Source organism: Fulvimonas sp. R45, assembly GCF_030504985.1.
In the GTDB taxonomy this organism is placed as follows: domain Bacteria; phylum Pseudomonadota; class Gammaproteobacteria; order Xanthomonadales; family Rhodanobacteraceae; genus Rhodanobacter_A.
In genome coordinates this window covers 366,968-385,547 of sequence record NZ_JASERU010000001.1, presented here as the reverse complement: position 1 = coordinate 385,547, position 18,580 = coordinate 366,968, and the positions used below count along the sequence as shown (strand labels likewise).

General features: G+C 69.0%; 16 protein-coding genes and 1 tRNA gene. 10 read left to right on the top strand and 7 right to left on the bottom strand.

The genetic code is table 11. The annotated features are described in order from the left end of the window. Window positions 1-147: transposase (locus QMK61_RS01640; RefSeq protein WP_302069979.1), on the top strand; the 147-nt coding region annotated here is incomplete at its 5' end. A gap of 430 nt (window positions 148-577) precedes the next feature. On the opposite strand, the gene QMK61_RS01635 is transcribed toward QMK61_RS01640, so the two are convergent. From QMK61_RS01635 to QMK61_RS01620, 4 genes are all read right to left on the bottom strand, one after another. Further along, window positions 578-1,213, bottom strand: a complete 636-nt coding sequence (locus QMK61_RS01635; protein WP_302069968.1) for an AraC family transcriptional regulator — start codon at window positions 1,211-1,213, stop codon at window positions 578-580. 10 nt (window positions 1,214-1,223) lie between these two features. Then, entirely contained in the window at window positions 1,224-1,736 is a 513-nt protein-coding gene (locus QMK61_RS01630; protein ID WP_302069966.1) for a thioesterase family protein, read from the bottom strand. Beyond that, the gene (gene uvrA, locus QMK61_RS01625; RefSeq protein WP_302069965.1) at window positions 1,733-4,663 is read right to left on the bottom strand and encodes an excinuclease ABC subunit UvrA; all 2,931 of its coding nucleotides are present in this window, start codon (window positions 4,661-4,663) and stop codon (window positions 1,733-1,735) included. The genes QMK61_RS01630 and uvrA overlap by 4 nt, the downstream gene beginning before the upstream one ends. 326 nt (window positions 4,664-4,989) lie before the next feature. Continuing rightward, entirely contained in the window at window positions 4,990-6,519 is a 1,530-nt protein-coding gene (locus tag QMK61_RS01620) for a DHA2 family efflux MFS transporter permease subunit (protein WP_302069964.1), read from the bottom strand. 269 nt (window positions 6,520-6,788) lie between these two features. Between QMK61_RS01620 and QMK61_RS01615 the strand changes: the two genes are divergently transcribed. From QMK61_RS01615 to cgtA, 4 genes are all read left to right on the top strand, one after another. Then, window positions 6,789-7,295: a DUF2059 domain-containing protein gene (locus QMK61_RS01615; protein WP_302069962.1), complete on the top strand. Its 507-nt coding sequence runs from the start codon at window positions 6,789-6,791 to the stop codon at window positions 7,293-7,295. A 181-nt stretch (window positions 7,296-7,476) separates the two neighbouring features. Then, window positions 7,477-7,791: a 50S ribosomal protein L21 gene (gene rplU, locus QMK61_RS01610; RefSeq protein WP_302069961.1), complete on the top strand. Its 315-nt coding sequence runs from the start codon at window positions 7,477-7,479 to the stop codon at window positions 7,789-7,791. Window positions 7,792-7,812: 21 nt separating this feature from the next. Then, complete coding sequence (rpmA, locus tag QMK61_RS01605) at window positions 7,813-8,070, top strand: 50S ribosomal protein L27 (protein WP_302069960.1); 258 nt, start codon at window positions 7,813-7,815, stop codon at window positions 8,068-8,070. Window positions 8,071-8,299: 229 nt separating this feature from the next. Continuing rightward, a complete protein-coding gene (gene cgtA, locus QMK61_RS01600) occupies window positions 8,300-9,379 on the top strand; it encodes an Obg family GTPase CgtA (RefSeq protein ID WP_302069959.1) in 1,080 nt (359 codons plus the stop codon). A 72-nt stretch (window positions 9,380-9,451) separates the two neighbouring features. On the opposite strand, the gene QMK61_RS01595 is transcribed toward cgtA, so the two are convergent. Together QMK61_RS01595 and rpsT are read right to left on the bottom strand one after the other, a co-directional pair. Further along, window positions 9,452-10,045 (bottom strand): hypothetical protein, encoded by a 594-nt coding sequence (locus tag QMK61_RS01595; protein ID WP_302069958.1) that lies wholly within the window; start codon window positions 10,043-10,045, stop codon window positions 9,452-9,454. 215 nt (window positions 10,046-10,260) lie between these two features. Continuing rightward, window positions 10,261-10,524 carry a 30S ribosomal protein S20 gene (gene rpsT, locus QMK61_RS01590; RefSeq protein WP_302069957.1) on the bottom strand — a complete coding sequence of 88 codons (264 nt, stop codon included), beginning with the start codon at window positions 10,522-10,524 and terminating at the stop codon, window positions 10,261-10,263. Between the two features lie 228 nt (window positions 10,525-10,752). Here rpsT and murJ point away from each other — a divergent pair, with 228 nt between their 5' ends. The 5 genes from murJ to ispH all read left to right on the top strand — a co-directional run bounded on the left by murJ (window position 10,753) and on the right by ispH (window position 18,169). Then, window positions 10,753-12,345 (top strand): murein biosynthesis integral membrane protein MurJ, encoded by a 1,593-nt coding sequence (gene murJ, locus QMK61_RS01585; protein WP_302069978.1) that lies wholly within the window; start codon window positions 10,753-10,755, stop codon window positions 12,343-12,345. 30 nt (window positions 12,346-12,375) lie between these two features. Next, window positions 12,376-13,329 (top strand): bifunctional riboflavin kinase/FAD synthetase, encoded by a 954-nt coding sequence (locus tag QMK61_RS01580; RefSeq protein WP_302069956.1) that lies wholly within the window; start codon window positions 12,376-12,378, stop codon window positions 13,327-13,329. A gap of 211 nt (window positions 13,330-13,540) precedes the next feature. Then, a complete protein-coding gene (gene ileS, locus QMK61_RS01575) occupies window positions 13,541-16,438 on the top strand; it encodes an isoleucine--tRNA ligase (protein WP_302069955.1) in 2,898 nt (965 codons plus the stop codon). Between the two features lie 172 nt (window positions 16,439-16,610). Then, window positions 16,611-17,111, top strand: a complete 501-nt coding sequence (gene lspA / locus QMK61_RS01570; protein ID WP_302069954.1) for a signal peptidase II — start codon at window positions 16,611-16,613, stop codon at window positions 17,109-17,111. Window positions 17,112-17,224: 113 nt separating this feature from the next. After that, window positions 17,225-18,169: a 4-hydroxy-3-methylbut-2-enyl diphosphate reductase gene (ispH, locus tag QMK61_RS01565; RefSeq protein ID WP_302069953.1), complete on the top strand. Its 945-nt coding sequence runs from the start codon at window positions 17,225-17,227 to the stop codon at window positions 18,167-18,169. Window positions 18,170-18,245: 76 nt separating this feature from the next. Here ispH and QMK61_RS01560 read toward each other — a convergent pair. Next, window positions 18,246-18,321: transfer RNA gene (locus tag QMK61_RS01560), tRNA-Thr, on the bottom strand. Window positions 18,322-18,580 lie beyond the last annotated feature (259 nt).

The window sequence follows — 18,580 nt, the reverse complement described above, 5'->3', positions numbered from 1 at the left end:
GACGAATGCCTCAACGAACACTGGTTTCCCAGCCTGCTGCACGCCCGCACCGAGATCGAACGCTGGCGGCGGGAATACAACGAGGAGCGACCGAAGAAGTCGTTGGGCGGGCTGACACCCGCCGCCTACGCGAAGCAGTTAAAGTAACTCAGGACTCTAAACCGACCCGCTACTCAAAGCGGGGGGACGTCGCAACGAGGACAATGCGTGAAACGAGGCACGTTCTGGCTGTTCGGCCTGATGCTGGCATTGACCGCCTGCGCTGGGGGCCAAGCCTGGGCAAAACCCATGGGGCCTATGCCTACAAATTTTCCCAACTTGAGCCAGAAACTCAGAAATACTTGAAGACACACTCCATCCCCTACGACTCGTGGGACTGTAACGTGCATTGAGGTCGGACAGGTGTGTCTCTGGCAGTCGCGCCTAGCCAATGCAGCACCACGACCTCCAATGTTCGGGTTGGCGCTGGTGTCCAGGCTGGCGTCCGTGTCCAGCCGGTCTGGCGCTGCTGTCCAATTAGTCTGGCGCCGGTGTCCGGTCTGGCTGGTTTCGCTGTCCCGTGTTTGGTTCTGCACCGCTACGCGGCAGCGGCCCAGCCGTCGCGGAAGACGGCTGGCGTCATGCCCCAGGTGCGGACGAATTCGCGGTTGAGGTGCGCCTGATCGTAGAAGCCCGCGGCCAGCGCCGCCTCCGCCACGGGTACCTGCCGGCGCAGCAACGCTTTCGCGTGCTGCAGGGCGAGCAGCACGTGGAAGTTGTGCAGGCCGCTGCCGGTCTCGCGACGGAATGCGCGCGCCAAGTGGCCCTCGGACACCGCGCAGGCCCGGGCGACGGCGGCGGGGTCGGTGCGCAGCGAAGGGCGTTGCGCCAGCAGCGTCGCGGCCCGTGCCGCGAGCGTGCCGGCCGCGCCTGCAGGGGAGCGTGCGGCGGGCACGAAGCGCGAAACGAAGGCCCAGCCCCGCCGGTCCACCGGCTCGAAGCGATGCACCACGCCGGCCGGCACCACCAGCGTGTCGCCGGCGACCACGTCGCGGCAGCCTTCGGGCAAGCGCAGCCTTGCGCGGCCGGCGAGCACGTGCACGACTTCGTCGCCGGCGTGGAAGTGCGGACGGAAACGCCAGGCGTGGCGCTCGCCCTCGATGCGCTCGACCGGTCCGCCCGCGTCGCGGCTGACAGCGAATGCGGTACGGGCGACGGCGGGGCGGTCGCGCATGGCCGACGGCCTAGCCGGCCGCGTCCCGGATCGCCTGCGGCAGCGGCACCGGCTTGCCGGTGGCCGGGTCCATCCACACCATCACCACGTGGCCGTCGCAGTAGAGGGCGCCGGCGTCGCCGGCGTCCACCAGGCGGTGGGCGATGGTCATCGACGTGGTGCCCATGCGTTCGCAGTAGAGCTGCACATGCAACTGCGCCGGCCACTCGATCGGGCGGCGGTAGTTGAGCTGGGCCGCGGCCATCACCGGCATCGCATGCTCGTCGAACCACGGACCGGGCACATGGCTCAGCCACTGCAGCCGCGCCTCCTCCAGGTAGGTGAGGTAGTTGGAGTTGTTGACGTGGTTGAAGGCGTCGAGGTCGCGCCAGCGCGCGGCGAGTTCGGCCACGAACAGTGGCCGCGGCGCCGCGTCGGCCGGCGCCTCGTCGATCGGCGCCGCGTCGAACGGTGCCGGTGCGGCGGGTTCCGCCTTCCTGCGGCGGCGTGCGGGCTTGGGCGATTCGCTGGTGGACTTGCTCATGGGGCCTTCTTCTTCCCGCGCATCGGCTTGTGCTTGTCGGCCGAGGCAATGTGCTTGAGGGCGCTCCTGGCGCGCTTGCCGGCCGGCTTGGCAGGAGCGGCCGGCTGTAGGTGCGGCGCGAGGAAGCGGCCAGTGTGCGACCCGGGCGTGGCGGCCACGGCCTCCGGCGTGCCGGCGACCAGGATGCGCCCGCCGCCGGCGCCGCCCTCGGGGCCGAGGTCGACGATCCAGTCGGCGGTCTTGATCACGTCCAGGTTGTGCTCGATCACCACTACGGTGTTGCCCTGGTCGACCAGCTGGTGCAGCACGTCGAGCAGCTGCTCGATGTCGTGGAAGTGCAGGCCGGTGGTGGGTTCGTCCAGGATGTACAGCGTGCGGCCGGTGTCGCGCTTGGAGAGCTCCTTGGACAGCTTCACGCGCTGCGCTTCGCCACCGGAGAGCGTGGTCGCGCTCTGGCCGAGCTTGATGTAGTCCAGGCCCACCGCGCGCAGGGTGTCGAGCTTGCGCGCGATCACCGGCACGTTCTCGAACAGCTTGAGCGCGTCCTCGACGGTCATGTCGAGCACATCGGCGATGGTGTGGCCCTTGTAGTGGATCTCCAGCGTCTCGCGGTTGTAGCGCTTGCCGTGGCAGACATCGCAGGGCACGTACACGTCCGGCAGGAAGTGCATCTCCACCTTGATCATGCCGTCGCCTTCGCAGGCCTCGCAGCGGCCGCCGCGCACGTTGAAGCTGAAGCGGCCCGGCGTGTAGCCGCGCGCACGCGCCTCGGGCACCTGGGCGAACAGCTCGCGCAACGGAGTGAACAGGCCGGTGTAGGTGGCGGGGTTGGAGCGCGGCGTGCGGCCGATCGGCGACTGGTCGATGTCGACCACCTTGTCGAACAGGTCCATGCCCGCGACCGACTTGAACGGCGCCGCCTGCGCACTGGCGCCGTTGAGCTCGGCGGCGGCGAGGCGGAACAGGGTGTCGTTGACCAGGGTGGACTTGCCCGAGCCGGACACGCCGGTGACGCAGGTGAGCAGGCCGGCCGGAATGGCCAGGTCCACGTCCTTCAGGTTGTTGCCGCTGGCGCCCTTCAGGCGCAGCCAGGCGTCGTCGTCGATGGGCTGGCGGCGTTCCGTCGGCACCTCGATCGCGCGACGGCCGGAGAGGAACTGGCCGGTGACCGAGCGGGGCGAGGCGAGGATGTCCTTCACCGACCCCTGCGCCACCACCTCGCCGCCGTGCACGCCGGCGCCGGGGCCGATGTCGAGCACGTGGTCGGCCATGCGGATGGCGTCCTCGTCGTGCTCGACCACGATCACCGTGTTGCCGAGGTCGCGCAGGCGGGTGAGGGTGCCGAGCAGGCGTTCGTTGTCGCGCTGGTGCAGGCCGATCGAGGGTTCGTCCAGCACGTACATCACGCCGACCAGGCCGGCGCCGATCTGCGAGGCAAGACGGATGCGTTGCGCCTCGCCGCCGGAGAGCGTGTCGGCCTGGCGGTCCAGCGTGAGGTAGTTGAGGCCGACGTCGTTGAGGAAGGTGAGCCGCTCGCGGATCTCCTTCACGATCTTCGCCGCGATCTCGCCGCGCCAGCCGGTGAGCGTCAGTTCCGCGAAGAAGGCCAGCGCGTCGTCGATGGAGCGGTTGGTGAGCGCCGGCAGCGCGTGGTCGGCCACGAACACGTTGCGCGCGGAGCGGTTCAGGCGCTGCCCCTCGCACTCGCGGCAGGGCGTGTCGCTGATGTACTTGGCCAGTTCCTCGCGCACCGCGGGCGACTCGGTTTCCTTGTAGCGGCGCTCCAGGTTGGGCAGGATGCCCTCGAAGGCGTGCTCGCGGGTGACCTTGCCGCCACGCTCGGTGATGTAACGGAAGGCGATCTTCTCCTTGCCGCTGCCGTAGAGGACGGCTTGCTGCACGGGCTTGGGCAGCTCCTGCCAGCGCGTGTCCGCGTCGAAGCCGTAGTGCGCGGCCAGCGATTGCAGCATCTGGAAGTAGTGCGGGTTGCGCCGGTCCCAGCCGCGGATCGCGCCGCCGGCGAGCGACAGCTCGGGGTGGCTGACCACGCGCGCGGGGTCGAACACCTGGGTGACGCCCAGGCCGTCGCAGGCCGGGCAGGCGCCGATCGGCGAGTTGAACGAGAACAGCCGCGGTTCCAGTTCCGGCAGCGAGTAGTCGCACACCGGGCAGGAATAGCGCGAGGAGAACAGCTGTTCCTTCGCCGACGGGTCGTCCATGTCGGCCAGGATCACCAGGCCGTCGCCCAGCCGCAGCGCGGTCTCGAAGGATTCGGCCAGGCGCTGCTTGATGTCCTCGCGCGGGCGGAAGCGGTCGATTACCGCCTCGATGGTGTGCTTGATGCGCAGGCCCAGCGGCGGCACCGCGTCGAGGTCGTAGACCTGGCCGTCCACGCGGGCACGCACGAAGCCCTGCGCGCGCAGCTGCTCGAACACTTGCACGTGCTCGCCCTTGCGCTCGCGCACCACCGGAGCGAGCAGCATCCAGCGCTTCTCCGGGTCGAGCGCCAGGGTGGCATCGACCATCTGGCTCACCGTCTGCGCCTCCAGCGGGATGCCGTGCTCGGGGCAGCGCGGCGTGCCCACGCGGGCGTACAGCAGGCGCAGGTAGTCGTACACCTCGGTGATCGTGCCCACGGTGGAGCGCGGGTTGTGCGAGGTGGACTTCTGCTCGATCGAGATCGCCGGCGACAGGCCCTCGATGTGGTCGACGTCGGGCTTCTCCATCATCGACAGGAACTGCCGGGCGTAGGCCGACAGCGACTCGACGTAGCGGCGCTGGCCTTCCGCGTAGATGGTGTCGAAGGCCAGCGAGGACTTGCCCGAGCCGGACAGGCCGGTGATCACGATCAGCTGGTCGCGCGGCAGGTCGAGGTCGATGTTCTTGAGGTTGTGCGTGCGTGCGCCGCGGATGCGGATGGTGTCCATGCGGAGGGGGTCGCAGGGGAAAAGTGCACTATACCAAACCGGGCAGGTCAGTTATTACATGCCCGGGTGGCCGGTCAGGGTTCCATACGGGTTTCCCTTGTCCGGTTACCCCACATCCGTTCGCGCTGAGCGCAGGCCCGACAGGGCCGACGCGGGGAGCGGCCATGGATGGCCGCGCTTTGAGGAGCGAGGAAGTCGAAGCGCCATCGCGCGGCCACGCTTCGACTCCGCTCGCTGCGCGAGCCACGCTCAGCGCGAACGGGTGAGGGAGGAACGCAAGAGCGGGTGAGAGGCAAGCGGAGGTGTGGCCTGTCCGGTCATTGCGGTCAATGCCCGCCGCCCGCCGACGCGCCCGCCGAGGCGATGAACGGCGGCCTGGCCAGCCAGATCACCACGATCAGGCCGAAGAAGATCCAGCCCAGCGCATGGAACAGCTCGTTGAAGGCGATCTGGTACCCCTGCTGGGTGATCATGCCGTCCAGTACGCCGGCGCCGGCCAGTGGGTTGCCGTGGCCGTACCCGTCCAGTGCCGTGCGCACGCTGGTGCTGTAGGGCGTGATGTGCTCGGCCAGCTGCGCATGGTGCAGCACGGCGCGGCGGTCCCACAGCAGGGTGGTGATGGAGGCGGCGAAGCTGCCGCCGAGCGTGCGCAGGAAGGTGGCCAGGCCCGAGCCGGCGGCGATCTCGTCCTGCTCCAGGTCCGACAGCAGGATCACCGTCACCGGCATGAAGAACAGCGCCACGCCAAGGCCCATCAGCAGCTGCACCGCAGCCACGTGGGTGAAGTCGATGCCCAGGTAGAAGCTGGCGCGGATGAAGCAGGTGGCGCCCATCACCACGAAGGCGGCGCTGGTGAGCAGGCGCAGGTCGAAGCGCATCGCGTACTTGCCCACGATGAAGGTCAGCAGCACCGGGATCACGCCCAGCGGCGCGGCGGCGAAGCCGGCCCAGGTGGCCGTATAGCCCAGGTTGCGCTGCAGCCACTGCGGCAGCAGCAGGTTGATCGCGAAGAACGCCGCGTAGGACAGCACCAGCGCCAGCGTGCCGAACTTGAAGTTGTGGTGGCGGAACAGGCGCAGGTCGACGATCGGGTCGCGGTCGGTCAGCTCCCAGATCAGGAACACCGCGATACCGATCGCGGCCACGACGCTGGTGACGACGATGAAGCCGGAATCGAACCAGTCGGCGTCGTTGCCCTTGTCCAGCACGACCTGCAGCGCGCCCACGCCCACGATCAGCGCGACCAGGCCCACGTAGTCCACCTTCGGGCGCGAGGTTTTCTCCACCCGGCCCTTCATCTGGCTGGCCGCCACCATGCTGGCGAAGATGCCCACCGGCACGTTGATGAAGAAGATCCACGGCCAGGAATAGTTGTCCGTGATCCAGCCGCCCAGGATCGGCCCGGCGATCGGCGCCACCACCGCCACCATCGACAGCAGCGCCAGCGCCATGCCGCGCTTGTGGCCGGGGTAGATGCCGATCATCAGGCTCTGCGTGATCGGGTACATCGGCCCCGCCACCGCGCCCTGGATGGCGCGGAACAGGATCAGCGTGCCCATGCTGCGCGAGATGCCGCACAGGAACGACGAGGCCACGAACAGTAGGGTGGTCCAGATGAACAGCTTCGTCTCGCCGAAGCGGCGGCTGAGGAAGCCGGTCAGCGGCAGCGAGATCGCCATGCTCACCGCGAACGAGGTGATCACCCAGGTGCTCTCGTTCGCGCTCACGCCCAGGTTGCCGGCGATGGCGGGCAGCGACACGTTGGCGATGGTGGAGTCCAGCGCCTGCATGAAGATGGCCAGCGACAGGCCGATGGTGGCGAGCCCCAGGTTGGGCGGCTGGTAATGGGTGCTCATGCGGGCAGGCGGCTGGCTCGTCGGGTGGCTGGCGCGGCATGCGGCCGCGCCCCGGCGTGGCCGCGCGCAGCATGTGGTCGACATGGCGAAATGCGCCGGCGGGCGGGTGGCTGCCGGCGCGGGCGGAATTATATATGCCTAGTACATTATTGACAATGCAAGCATGACCACATGCAGACACCGTTCGGGCGAGCCTGGGCCGCATGGTGAATAATGCGGGTTCGCTGCCGCGTCCGCGGCTGCCGCTACGGGAGATGGAGAGAATGGCGATGCGCAAATGGGCAATGGGGATGGGCGCCGGGCTGCTGCTGGCGGTCGGTGCGGGGCAGGCCATGGCGGCCACGCCGCCGAGCGCGGAGCAGGTGCGCGAGCTGATGCAGATCTTCAGCGTGGACAAGATGTTCGGGCAGATGAATGCGCAAATGGCGGGCATCATGGGCCAGCAACTGCCCTGCGTCCCGGCCAGCTACTGGCAGGGCTTCGTGGACGCCAACGGCGTCAAGGAACTCACCGAGCGGATGATCCCGGTCTACCAGCGCCATTTCTCCGCCGACGAGGTGGCCGGGTTGCTGAAGTTCTATCGCTCGCCGCTGGGCCAGAAAGTGATCAAGGAAATGCCCGCCACCATGGCCGAGGGCATGCAGATCGGCCGCGAATGGGGGCAGCAGCGCGCCCAGCAGATGCTGGCCGAGCTGCAGAAGCAGGGCAAGCTGGACGCCCAGGGCCGTTGCGCCGCCACCGGCGCGGCCAAGCCCCAGCCGCTGCAGGGCAAGTAGGCGAGCAGTACCCTTCATCCGTGCAGGGAAGGGGGCCTTCCGTCGCCCCTTCCCCGGCACGCAGGGGATGCGGGTGCTCACGAATTGACCAGCCAGGCCCGCTGTCGCTATACTCCCGCGTTCTCCCGGACCGCATGGGCCCGGGCGATCCCAAGAGAATAACGACAGAAGGGCCATTCCCATGAGTTACGCAGTCATCAAGACCGGCGGCAAGCAGTACCGCGTGCAGCAGGGCGACGTCCTGCGCGTGGAGCTGCTGGACGCCGAGGCCGGCGCCACCGTCAGCTTTGACCAGGTTCTGCTGGTCGGCGAGGGCGAGTCGATCACCGTCGGCGCGCCGACCGTGGCCGGCGCCACCGTGTCCGCCACCGTGCGCAAGCACGGCCGCGCCGACAAGGTGCGCATCATCAAGTTCCGCCGCCGCAAGCACCACAAGAAGCAGCAGGGGCATCGGCAGCATTTCACCGAAGTCGAGATCACGGGCATCCACGCCTGATAGAGCCGGAGGAATCAAGTCATGGCACACAAAAAAGGCGTAGGTTCGTCCCGCAACGGTCGCGACTCCAACCCGAAGTACCTGGGCGTGAAGGTGTACGGTGGCCAGGCCGTCGAGGCCGGCAACATCATCGTGCGCCAGCGCGGCACCAAGTTCCATGCCGGCACCGGCGTGGGCCTGGGCCGTGACCACACCCTGTTCGCGCTGGTCGACGGCACCGTCGAGTTCAAGACCCGCGGCGAGAACAACCGCAAGTTCGTGAGCGTGGTCAAGGCCTGAGCCTTCGCCACGCTGCCGCAAGGGCCCCGCTTCGGCGGGGCTTTTGCTTTTGTGCTCGCTGCCGTCATTCCGGAATCCAGTGAAGGATGCGTGCGAAGCACCCGAAACGGGTTTTGCGTGCTCCGCACGAGCATTTGGCTGGATTCCGGCCTGCGCCGGAATGACGGCGGGGCGATGATGGCAAGATAGCGCTTGCCGGATGCTGCCCATTCCTTTCTTGGCACCCCCCATGAAATTCGTCGACGAAGCGATCATCAAAGTCCAGGCCGGCGACGGCGGCAACGGCTGCATCAGCTTCCGTCGCGAGAAGTTCATCCCCTTCGGCGGCCCCGACGGCGGCGACGGTGGCAGCGGCGGCTCGGTCTGGCTGGTGGCCGACGAGGGCCTCAACACGCTGATCGACTTCCGCCACCAGCGCAGCTTCAAGGCGCAGCGCGGCCAGAACGGCATGGGCAGCGACATGTACGGCAAGGGCGGCGAGGACACCGTGGTCCGCGTGCCGGTGGGCACGGTGGTCACCAACGTCGACACGGACGAGACCATCGGCGACCTGACCCGGCACGGCCAGCGCCTGCTGGTGGCGCAGGGCGGCAAGGGCGGGCTGGGCAACATCCACTTCAAGAGTTCGGTGAACCGCGCGCCGCGCAAGTCCACGCCGGGCACGCCGGGCGAGTCGCGCGAGCTGAAGCTGGAACTGAAGCTGCTGGCCGACGTGGGCCTGCTGGGCTTCCCCAACGCCGGCAAGTCCACCTTCATCCGCGCGGTCTCGGCGGCCACGCCGCGGGTGGCGGACTACCCCTTCACCACGCTGCACCCGAACTTGGGCGTGGTCAGCCTGGGCACCGACCAGAGCTTCGTGATCGCCGACATCCCCGGCCTGATCGAGGGCGCGGCGGACGGCGCCGGGCTGGGCATCCAGTTCCTGCGCCACGTGGCGCGCACCCGCTTGCTGCTGCACCTGGTGGACATCGCGCCGGTGGACGGCAGCGACCCGGCCGGGCAGGTGCGGGCGATCGAGGAGGAGTTGGCCAAGTTCGACCCGGAGTTGCTGGAGCGCCCGCGCTGGCTGGTGCTGAACAAGGCCGACGTGCTGCCGGAAGACGAGCGCCAGGCCGCCGCCGGGGCCATCGTGGAGCGGCTGGGCTGGACGCAGCCCTGGTTCCTGGTTTCGGCGATCGCGCGCGAGAACACCATGGCGGTGTGCCAGCAGGCGCAGCGCTTCTTCGAGGCGCAGCGCGTGGCGGCCGAAGGCCGCACCGACATGCTGCCCGGCGACGTGCGGCTGCGCGGGGAGCCGCCGCAGGAATGAAGACGCGCCCGCAAGGGGCGCGTTTCGCGGACGGGCCGGATTGTCCGCGCTGCCTGCGCGGGTGGCGCCGCCTCAGCGCTCGGCCACCAGCCCCTTGCCCTGCAGGTCCTGCACGAACTGCGTGGTCATGTCCAGGATGATGTGGTGGAAGGCGTCGGCCGGCGTGGTGGCGGCCGCGCCGGCCGGCACCTGCACGTTGTCGCCGATGGCCGTGAGGATGCCCTGCTTGTAGGTGGCCTCGTAGGGCGCGCCGCCGCTGCTGTAGCTGGCGGTGTAGGTGTAGTCGTCGGGGATCAGCGCGCCGGAGCTGCCGAGGGTCAGGCCGGTATGCACGCCCTTCTTGTGCGCGGCCGCCAGGTCCACCGTGTCGTTCACCGTCACCGTGATCGCCGCCACGGTGCCCGGGTCGCGGGAGGGGGCGAACACGCCACTGGCGACCAGCGCCTGCTCGACCTGCGCCTGCAGCGCGGCCTGGGCCTTCGGCGAGGCCGTGCCGTTGACCTGGAACTGCGTGCTGACCTTCACCGGGATCGGCTGGCTGAGGCCGTGCACGGCGACGGCGCCGAGCCGCGGGCCGGCGGGATCGACGAACGAACGCGTGGTGATGCAGGCGGACAGCGACAGCGCGGCCGCACATGCCAGCGCGAGTTGCGGCATCGTTTTCATCGTGACACTCCCCATGTCGTGGATGGCAGCGCGGCGCGTCGCCAGTCAGGGAATGTTAGCGCGCCGGGGCGGTGGCGGCGCGGTCGCGGCGCGAGCGATGTGAGGCGCGTCCGTACGGGCTTCACGAAACCGGCCGGACGCTGCCGCCGCTTTTCCCGGGCGCACGAAAAAGCCGGCCCTGGGGCCGGCTTTTCGCAACACCGGGAGAGCGGCGCTTACGCCAGCTCGCGGATCTTGGCGTTCAGGCGGCTCTTGTGGCGGGCGGCCTTGTTCTTGTGGATCAGGCCGCGGGCGGCGTAGCGGTCCATCACCGGCTGGGCGGCGGTGAAGGCCTCCACGGCGGCAGCCTTGTCCTTGGCCTCGATGGCCTTGACGACCTTCTTGAGCGCGGTGCGGACCATGGAGCGGGCGCTGACATTGCGCAGGCGGCGCTGCTCGGACTGGCGCGCGCGCTTCTTCGCGGACTTGATGTTGGCCAAGGTAGAACTCCGGAGTGGCTTGGGTGTTGGAAAAAGACGCGCAATTATGCGCGCAATGGCCCATTGCGTCAAGCACTTGGCGGCGCCGGGGCCGGCCGTGCGCGCAGTGGCGGCGGCCTTGCCGCCATCGTGCCACGACATGGCCCGACACAGGGCTGCCGTCGGCTGTCAAACTGTGCGCCCTTTGCACGCCACAGAAGGCCACCCCGACGCATGAAGTCACCCAGCATGCTCCGCGGGCTGCTCTCGTTCAGCAGCATGACCATGGTTTCGCGCGTGCTCGGGCTGGCCCGGGACGTGGCGATGAGCCACGTGTTCGGCGCCTCGGCCGCCACCGACGCCTTCGTCATCGCGTTCCGCATCCCCAACTTCATGCGCCGGCTGTTCGCGGAAGGCTCGTTCTCCACCGCCTTCGTGCCGGTGTTCACCGAGGTCAAGGAAACCCGCAGCCACGCCGAGCTGAAGGAGCTGACTGCGCGCGTGGCCGGCACCCTCGGCGGCGTGCTGCTGGTGGTGGTGGCGCTGGGCATGCTGTTCTCGCCGCAGCTGGCGATGGTGTTCGCGCCCGGCGCGGTGAAGGAGCCGCACAAGTTCGCGCTGATCGTGGACCTGCTGCGGCTGACGTTCCCGTACCTGCTGTTCGTCTCGCTGACGGCCCTGGCGGGCGGCGCGCTGAACAGCTTCCACCGCTTCGGCCTGCCGGCGATGGCACCGGTGATCCTCAACGTGTGCATGATCGCGGGCGCGCTGTGGCTGGCGCCGCGGCTCGAGGTGCCGATCATGTCGCTGGGCTGGGCGGTGCTGGTGGCGGGCGTGCTGCAACTGCTGTTCCTGCTGCCGGCGGTGCGCGGGCTGGACCTGCTGACGCTGCCGCGCTGGGGCTGGCGGCACCCGGCGGTGCGGCGGATCATGAAGCTGATGGTGCCGACCCTGTTCGGGGCCTCGGTGGGGCAGCTCAACCTGCTGCTGGACACCATCCTGATCACCCTGCTGGTGACCGGCTCGCAGACCTGGATGTACCAGTCCACCCGCTTCCTGGAGCTGCCGCTGGGCGTGTTCGGCGTGGCGCTGGGCACGGTGATCCTGCCGGCGCTGTCGCGCCACCACGTGGGCACCGACCGCGCCGGCTTCTCGAGGGCGCTGGACTGGGGCGTGCGCACCACGCTGCTGATCGCGGTGCCGGCGATGTGCGCGCTGCTGCTGCTGGCCGAGCCGCTGGTCAGCACCTTCTTCCAGAACGGCCAGTACACGGTGTTCGACACCCGCATGACCACGCTGTCGACTATGGCGCTGAGCTGCGGCGTGCCCGCCTACGCCCTGGTGAAGGTGCTGTTGCCGGCGTTCTACGCGCGCCAGGACACCCGCACGCCGGTGCGCGCGGCGGTGGTGTCGCTGGTCAGCAACATGGTCTTCAACGTGCTGCTGGTGGCCCTGCTGTACCTGCTGTGGGCCACGCCGGCGCAGCGCCAGGGGGGCTGGCTGCAGGGCCTCGCGGCCATCCCCGGGCTGCACGTGGGGCTGGCGGCGGCGAGCGTGTTGTCCAACTACCTGCAGTTCGCCCAGCTCTGGTACTGGCTGAAGCGGGCCGGCGTGTACGACCCGCAGCCGGGCTGGCTGCGCCACTGGCTGCGGCTGGGGGCCGCCTGTGCCGCGATGGTGGCGGTGCTGCTGGCAGGCTTGTGGCTGTGGCCGCACTGGACGGTGGTGCCGGTGCATACGCGCCTGTGGCACCTGGCGGTGCTGGTGCTGGCAGGCGCGGTGGCCTACGCGGGCGGCCTGTTCGCCGCGGGCTTCCGGGTACGCGATCTGCGGGTGCGGTAAGCGCGGACGCCGGCCCGTTATACTCGCGCGATGACGAGACTTTCCCGCGATATCGCAGGACCCTGCCTGGCACCCAACGGCAGCGTGGTGGCCGTCGGCGCGTTCGATGGCCTGCACCGGGGTCACCAGGCCTTGTTTGCGCAAGTGCAGCGCCGTGCGCGGTCCCTGGACTGCATGCCGGCAGTGGTGACGTTCGAGCCGCTGCCGCGGACCTATTTTTCGCCCGAACCGCTGCCCAGGCTTTCCAGCGTGCGTGAAAAACTGCTCGGCCTGGCGGCCGCGGGTTTCGAGCAGGTGCACATGTTGCGTTTCAATGCCGGGCTGGCGGCCATGTCCGCCGGGGATTTCGTGCAGCGCGTGCTGGTCGAGCGCATGGCAGCCAGGGAAGTATGGGTAGGCGCGGACTTCCGCTTCGGCCACAAGCGCGGTGGTGACGTGGCCTTGCTGCGCGAGCTGGGCGAAAGGGCCGGTTTCGCCGGCTGCGTAATGCCGTCGATCCTTCTGGACGGCGCACGCGTCTCCGCCAGCCGCGTGCGCGCGTTGCTGGCGGCTGGCGAGTTCGCCGGCGCCGCCGCGCTGCTCGGCCGTCCGTTCGTGATCGAGGGCCGGGTGGAATACGGCAACCAGCTCGGCCGCACGCTGGGCTTTCCCACCGCCAACATCCACCTGCGCCAGAGGGTGAGCCCGGTGCAGGGCATCTTCGCCGTGCGCGTGGGCCTGGGCGAGAGCGAATGCAGCTGGCCGGGCGTGGCCAGCCTGGGCGTGCGGCCCACCGTGAACCAGGTCAGTCAGCCGCTGCTGGAGGTGCACCTGTTCGACTTCGAGGGCGACCTGTACGGCCGGCGCATGGCGGTGGAGTTCGTCGCCAAGCTGCGCGACGAGCAGAAATTCGACGGACTGGATGCACTGAAGGCGCAGATGGATCATGATGCGCGCTCGGCCCGGGAGATCCTGGGCATGAATCCGGTACTGGCCCGCGCATGAACGCCCGCGACACGTCCAAACCGCAGCACACCGCCACCGGCCGCGCGAACGCGGCTGCGGCGATCATTATTATTTGAGGCAACCGCCCGCAGCGCGAGCGCCTGCCGCCGCGCGCGGCGGGTGGCGGAATGGCGCTTCGGGGTCCGTCGGGCATCGGGGCGCGAAACGGCAGGGCCGCCGCAGGCGACCCCCAAGCAAGGCACCCGAAGCGATGACCAAGGATTACAAGAGCACCATCAACCTGCCGCAGACGGACTTCCCGATGCGCGGCGACCTGCCGAAGCGCGAACCGGGCTGGCTGGCGGACTGGGAAAAGGCCGGGCGCTACCGGCAGATCCAGCAGCGCACCGCGGGCCGCGACAAGGCCTTCGTGCTGCACGACGGCCCGCCGTACGCGAACGGCGCGATCCACATCGGCCACGCCGTCAACAAGATCCTCAAGGACATGGTGGTGCGCTCCAAGCTGCTTGCCGGCCACCGCGCGCCCTACGTGCCGGGCTGGGACTGCCACGGCCTGCCGATCGAGATCGCGGTGGAGAAGCAGCACGGCAAGCCGGGCGAGAAGCTCGACGCCCGCGCGTTCCGCCAGAAGTGCCGCGAATACGCCGCCGAGCAGATCGACACCCAGCGCGCCGGCTTCAAGCGCCTGGGCGTGCTGGGCGACTGGGAACACCCGTACCGCACGATGGACTTCAGGTACGAAGCCGACATGGTGCGCGCGCTGGCGCGCATCGTCGCCAACGGCCACGTGGTGCGCGGCGCCAAGCCGGTGTACTGGTGCTTCGACTGCGGCTCGGCGCTGGCCGAGGCGGAGATCGAATACGGCGACAAGGTCTCGCCTGCGGTGGACGTGGCCTACGATGCGGTCGACCCCGCGGCGCTGGCCGCGAAGTTCGGCGTGGACGCCGGCGACGCCATCGTCGCGGTGCCGATCTGGACCACCACGCCGTGGACGCTGCCGGAAAGCCAGGCGGTGTCGCTGGGCGGGGAACTCGAATACGCCCTGGTCGAAGGGCCGGCGCGCGACGGCAGGCGGGTGCTGCTGGTGATCGCCAGCGCGCTGGTCGACAAGGCGCTGGCGCGCTATTCCCCTCTCCCGCTTGCGGAAGAGGGTGCCCGAAGGGCGGGAGAGGGGGGCAGGGTGCTGGGCCACGTCAATGGCGCCGCGCTCAACGGCGTGCAGCTGCGCCACCCGTTCTACGACCGCATCGTGCCGGTGATCCTCGGCGAGCACGTCAGCGCCGAGGACGGCACCGGCGCGGTGCATACCTCACCCGACCACGGCGTCGAGGACTTCGTGGTCGGCCGCGAGAACGGCATCGGCCTGCTCAACTACATCGGCGCGCGCGGCACCTATCGCGAAGACACGCCGAAGGCCGGCGGCCTCGACTTGGCCGGCATGCACGTGTGGAAGGCCAACGACGCCATCGTCGAGCTGCTGCGCGCGCGCGGCGTGCTGCTGGCGCACGCGAAGATCGAGCACAGCTACCCGAACTGCTGGCGCCACAAGACGCCGGTGATCTTCCGCGCCACGCCGCAGTGGTTCGTCGGCATGGAACAGGCGGGACTGCGCGCCACCGCGCTGACGTCGATCAAGGACGTGCGCTGGGTGCCGGGCTGGGGCGAGGAGCGCATCGCCGGCATGGTGGCCGGGCGTCCCGACTGGTGCATCAGCCGCCAGCGCACCTGGGGCGTGCCGATCGCGCTGTTCGTGCACAAGGCGACGCAGGAACCGCACCCCGATTCGGTGGCGCTGATGGAGCAGGTGGCGAAACGCATGGAGCAGGGCGGCATCGACGCCTGGTACGACCTCGATCCCGCCGAGCTGCTGGGCGACCAGGCCAAGGACTACGACAAGGTCACCGACGTGCTCGACGTCTGGTTCGACTCCGGCGTCACCCACTTCGCCGTGATCGGCCAGCGCCCCGAGCTGCAGCAGGGCGACGCGCGCGAGTACAAGGTGATGTACCTGGAAGGCTCGGACCAGCACCGCGGCTGGTTCCAGTCCTCGCTGCTCACCTCCAGCGCGATCCACGGCCGCGCGCCCTACGACGACGTGCTCACCCACGGCTTCACCGTGGACGCCTCGGGCCGCAAGATGTCCAAGTCGCTGGGCAACGTGGTGGCGCCGCAGAAGGTGATGGACACGCTGGGCGCCGACGTGCTGCGCCTGTGGGTGGCCTCGGCCGACTACCGCAACGAGATGAGCGTCTCCGACGAGATCCTCAAGCGCGTGTCGGACGGCTACCGCCGCCTGCGCAACACCGCGCGCTTCCTGCTCGGCAACCTCGACGGCTTCGATCCCGCCAAACACCTGGTTGCGGTTGCAGACAGCCTGCCGCTCGACCAGTGGGCGGTGCAGCAGGCCTGCGACGTGCAGCAGGCGGTGATCGCCGCCTACGAGCGCTACGACTTCCCCGAGGTGGTGGCGCGGGTGCAGAACTTCTGCACCAACGAGATGGGCGCGCTGTACCTGGACATCACCAAGGACCGCCTCTACACCATGCCCACCGACAGCCACGGCCGGCGCAGCGCGCAGAGCGCGATGTACCGCATCGCCGAGGCGCTGGTGCGCTGGCTGGCGCCGATCCTGGCCTTCACCGCCGAGGAGATCTGGCAGGCGTTGCCCGGCCAGCGCGGCGAGAGCGTGCTGTTCGAGACCTGGTACGACGGCTTGGCCGCCACGCAGGCCTCGCCCGAGCAGCGGCGCTGGTGGAGCGACCTGCTGGCGATCCGCGACAGTGCGGCGCGCGTGCTGGAAGGCATGCGCAAGGCGGAAAAGCTCGGTGCGGGGCTGGAGGCGAAGCTGGCGATCCATGCCGACGAGGCCACCGTGGCGCGCTACGCGCCGGCGCTGGACGAGCTGCGCTTCTTCTTCATCACCTCCGACGTGCGCCTGGACAAGGCCGGCGGCCAGCCGGACGACGCCGTGCTCACCGAACTGGAGGGCGCCGACGTGTGGGTCTCGGCCACGGTCAGCGAGGCGGCCAAGTGCGTGCGCTGCTGGCACCGCCGTGATGACGTGGGTCATCATGCCGACCACCCGGAGCTGTGCGGGCGCTGCGTGAGCAATGTGGAAGGGCCGGGCGAGACGCGGCACTGGTTCTGACGCTTCGCCCTTCTTCCTCTCCCCTCCGGGGAGAGGATCGAGGTGAGGAGCGGGTGCTCGCGGAAACCTTCCCTGATGGGCGCTCCGGTCCGGCCTCACGTCAAGATTGGCCCCTCACCCCAGCCCTCTCCCCGAAGGGAAGAGGGAGTAAAACCCACCAGACAGTGTTCCCATGACCACCAAACCCAACGCACTCCCCTGGCTGCTGCTCTCCGCCGCCGTCATCGTCCTCGACCAGCTCAGCAAGTGGTGGGCGCTGGCCGCATTGCAGCCGGCTGGTATGCCGCACGAGGTAATTCCTGGTTGGTTGGACTGGACGCTGTCCTTCAACTACGGCGCATCCTTCAGTTTTCTCGACGTGAATGGCGGTTGGCAGCGCTGGCTCTTCGTGGCGCTGGCGCTGATCATCAGCGCTGTGCTGGTGGCGTGGCTCGCGCGTACCACGCGGAGCGACTGGCGCACCGCCTTGCCGTTGGCGCTGATCATCGGTGGCGCGATCGGCAATCTGATTGACCGCCTGCACGCTGCGCGGGTTACCGACTTCATTGCGGTCTATCACGGCAATTGGCACTTCGCCATCTTCAACCTTGCGGATAGCGCGATCAGCGTGGGCGCGGTGATGCTGGTGGCGTTCGGCCTGTTCGGGGGCAAGGGCGGTAGCGGCGTGCGATAATCGGCATTCGCTCCCTCCCCTGCGTGCAGGGGAGGGTTGGGGAGGGGTGAGGCTTTTGACCCCCTCCATCTCCCCCTGCAGGCAGGGGGAGGGACAAGGCCACGGCTTTTCTCATGGACATCCTGCTCGCCAATCCCCGCGGTTTCTGCGCCGGCGTCGACCGCGCCATCGCCATCGTCGAGCGTGCGCTGGAGTCCTACGGCGCGCCGATCTACGTGCGCCACGAGGTGGTGCACAACCGCTACGTGGTGGACAAGCTGCGCCACGACGGCGCGGTGTTCGTGGAGGAACTGCACGAGGTGCCCGACGGCGCCACGGTGATCTTCAGCGCCCACGGCGTCTCCAAGGCCGTGCGCGAGGAAGCCGAACGGCGCGACCTGAAGGTGTTCGACGCCACCTGCCCGCTGGTCACCAAGGTGCACATGGAAGTCGCGCGGCTGGGCCGCGTCGGCCGCAGCGTGGTGCTGATCGGCCACGCCGGCCATCCCGAGGTGGAAGGCACGATGGGCCAGTGGAACGCCGCCAATACCGGCGAGATCCTGCTGGTGGAATCGGTGGAGGACGTGGCGGCGCTGGTGCCGAGGTTCCCGCACCAGCTGTCCTACGTCACCCAGACCACGCTGTCGGTGGACGACACCAAGGCGATCATCGCCGCGTTGCGCGAGAAATTCCCCGACATCGAGGGGCCGCGCAAGGACGACATCTGCTACGCCACCCAGAACCGCCAGGACGCCGTGCGCCGGCTCGCCGACGCGGTGGATCTGGTGCTGGTGGTGGGCTCGGTCAACAGCTCCAACTCCAACCGCCTGCGCGAACTGGCCGAAAAGCAGGGCGTGCGTGCCTACCTGATCGACGGCGCCGAGCACATCGAGCGCGCGTGGCTGGACGGCGCCTCGCGCATCGGGCTCACCGCGGGCGCCTCCGCACCCGAGAAGCTGGTGCGCGACGTGATCGCCCGCCTGCAGGCCTGGGGCGCCGGCGACGTGCGCGAGCTGGACGGCGAGGCGGAGAACATCACCTTCGCGCTGCCGAAGGAACTGCGCGTCGTAGCCCCCTGAGCCGCTCCCGGGCGCCCCCGGCGCACGATGCGACGGATACGAAAAGGCCCGCCGGCAGGCGGGCCTTTGTGCAAGCTGGTGCCGGAAACAGGAGTCGAACCTGCGACCTACGCATTACGAATGCGCCGCTCTACCAACTGAGCTATTCCGGCAGCGAGCAGCGGATTCTAAGGGTAGGGCAGAGGGTGCGCAAGCGCACAGGCGCCATGCCGGGCATGCCGGCCGGTACCTCTTTGCTGCTCCCCGTCTGGTGCACATGAGTGTGGTCGCGCGGTCTCAGGTGTGATGCAGCGCAACTTCCACGTGCGCGAGCTGACCGCTCGTCGGTTCGAAGCTGCCGCTCATCGGCATGATCTGGCGATCGGGAGATCTCTGGATAAAGTAGCGACAGGGATACAGGGGAGTTTTCCA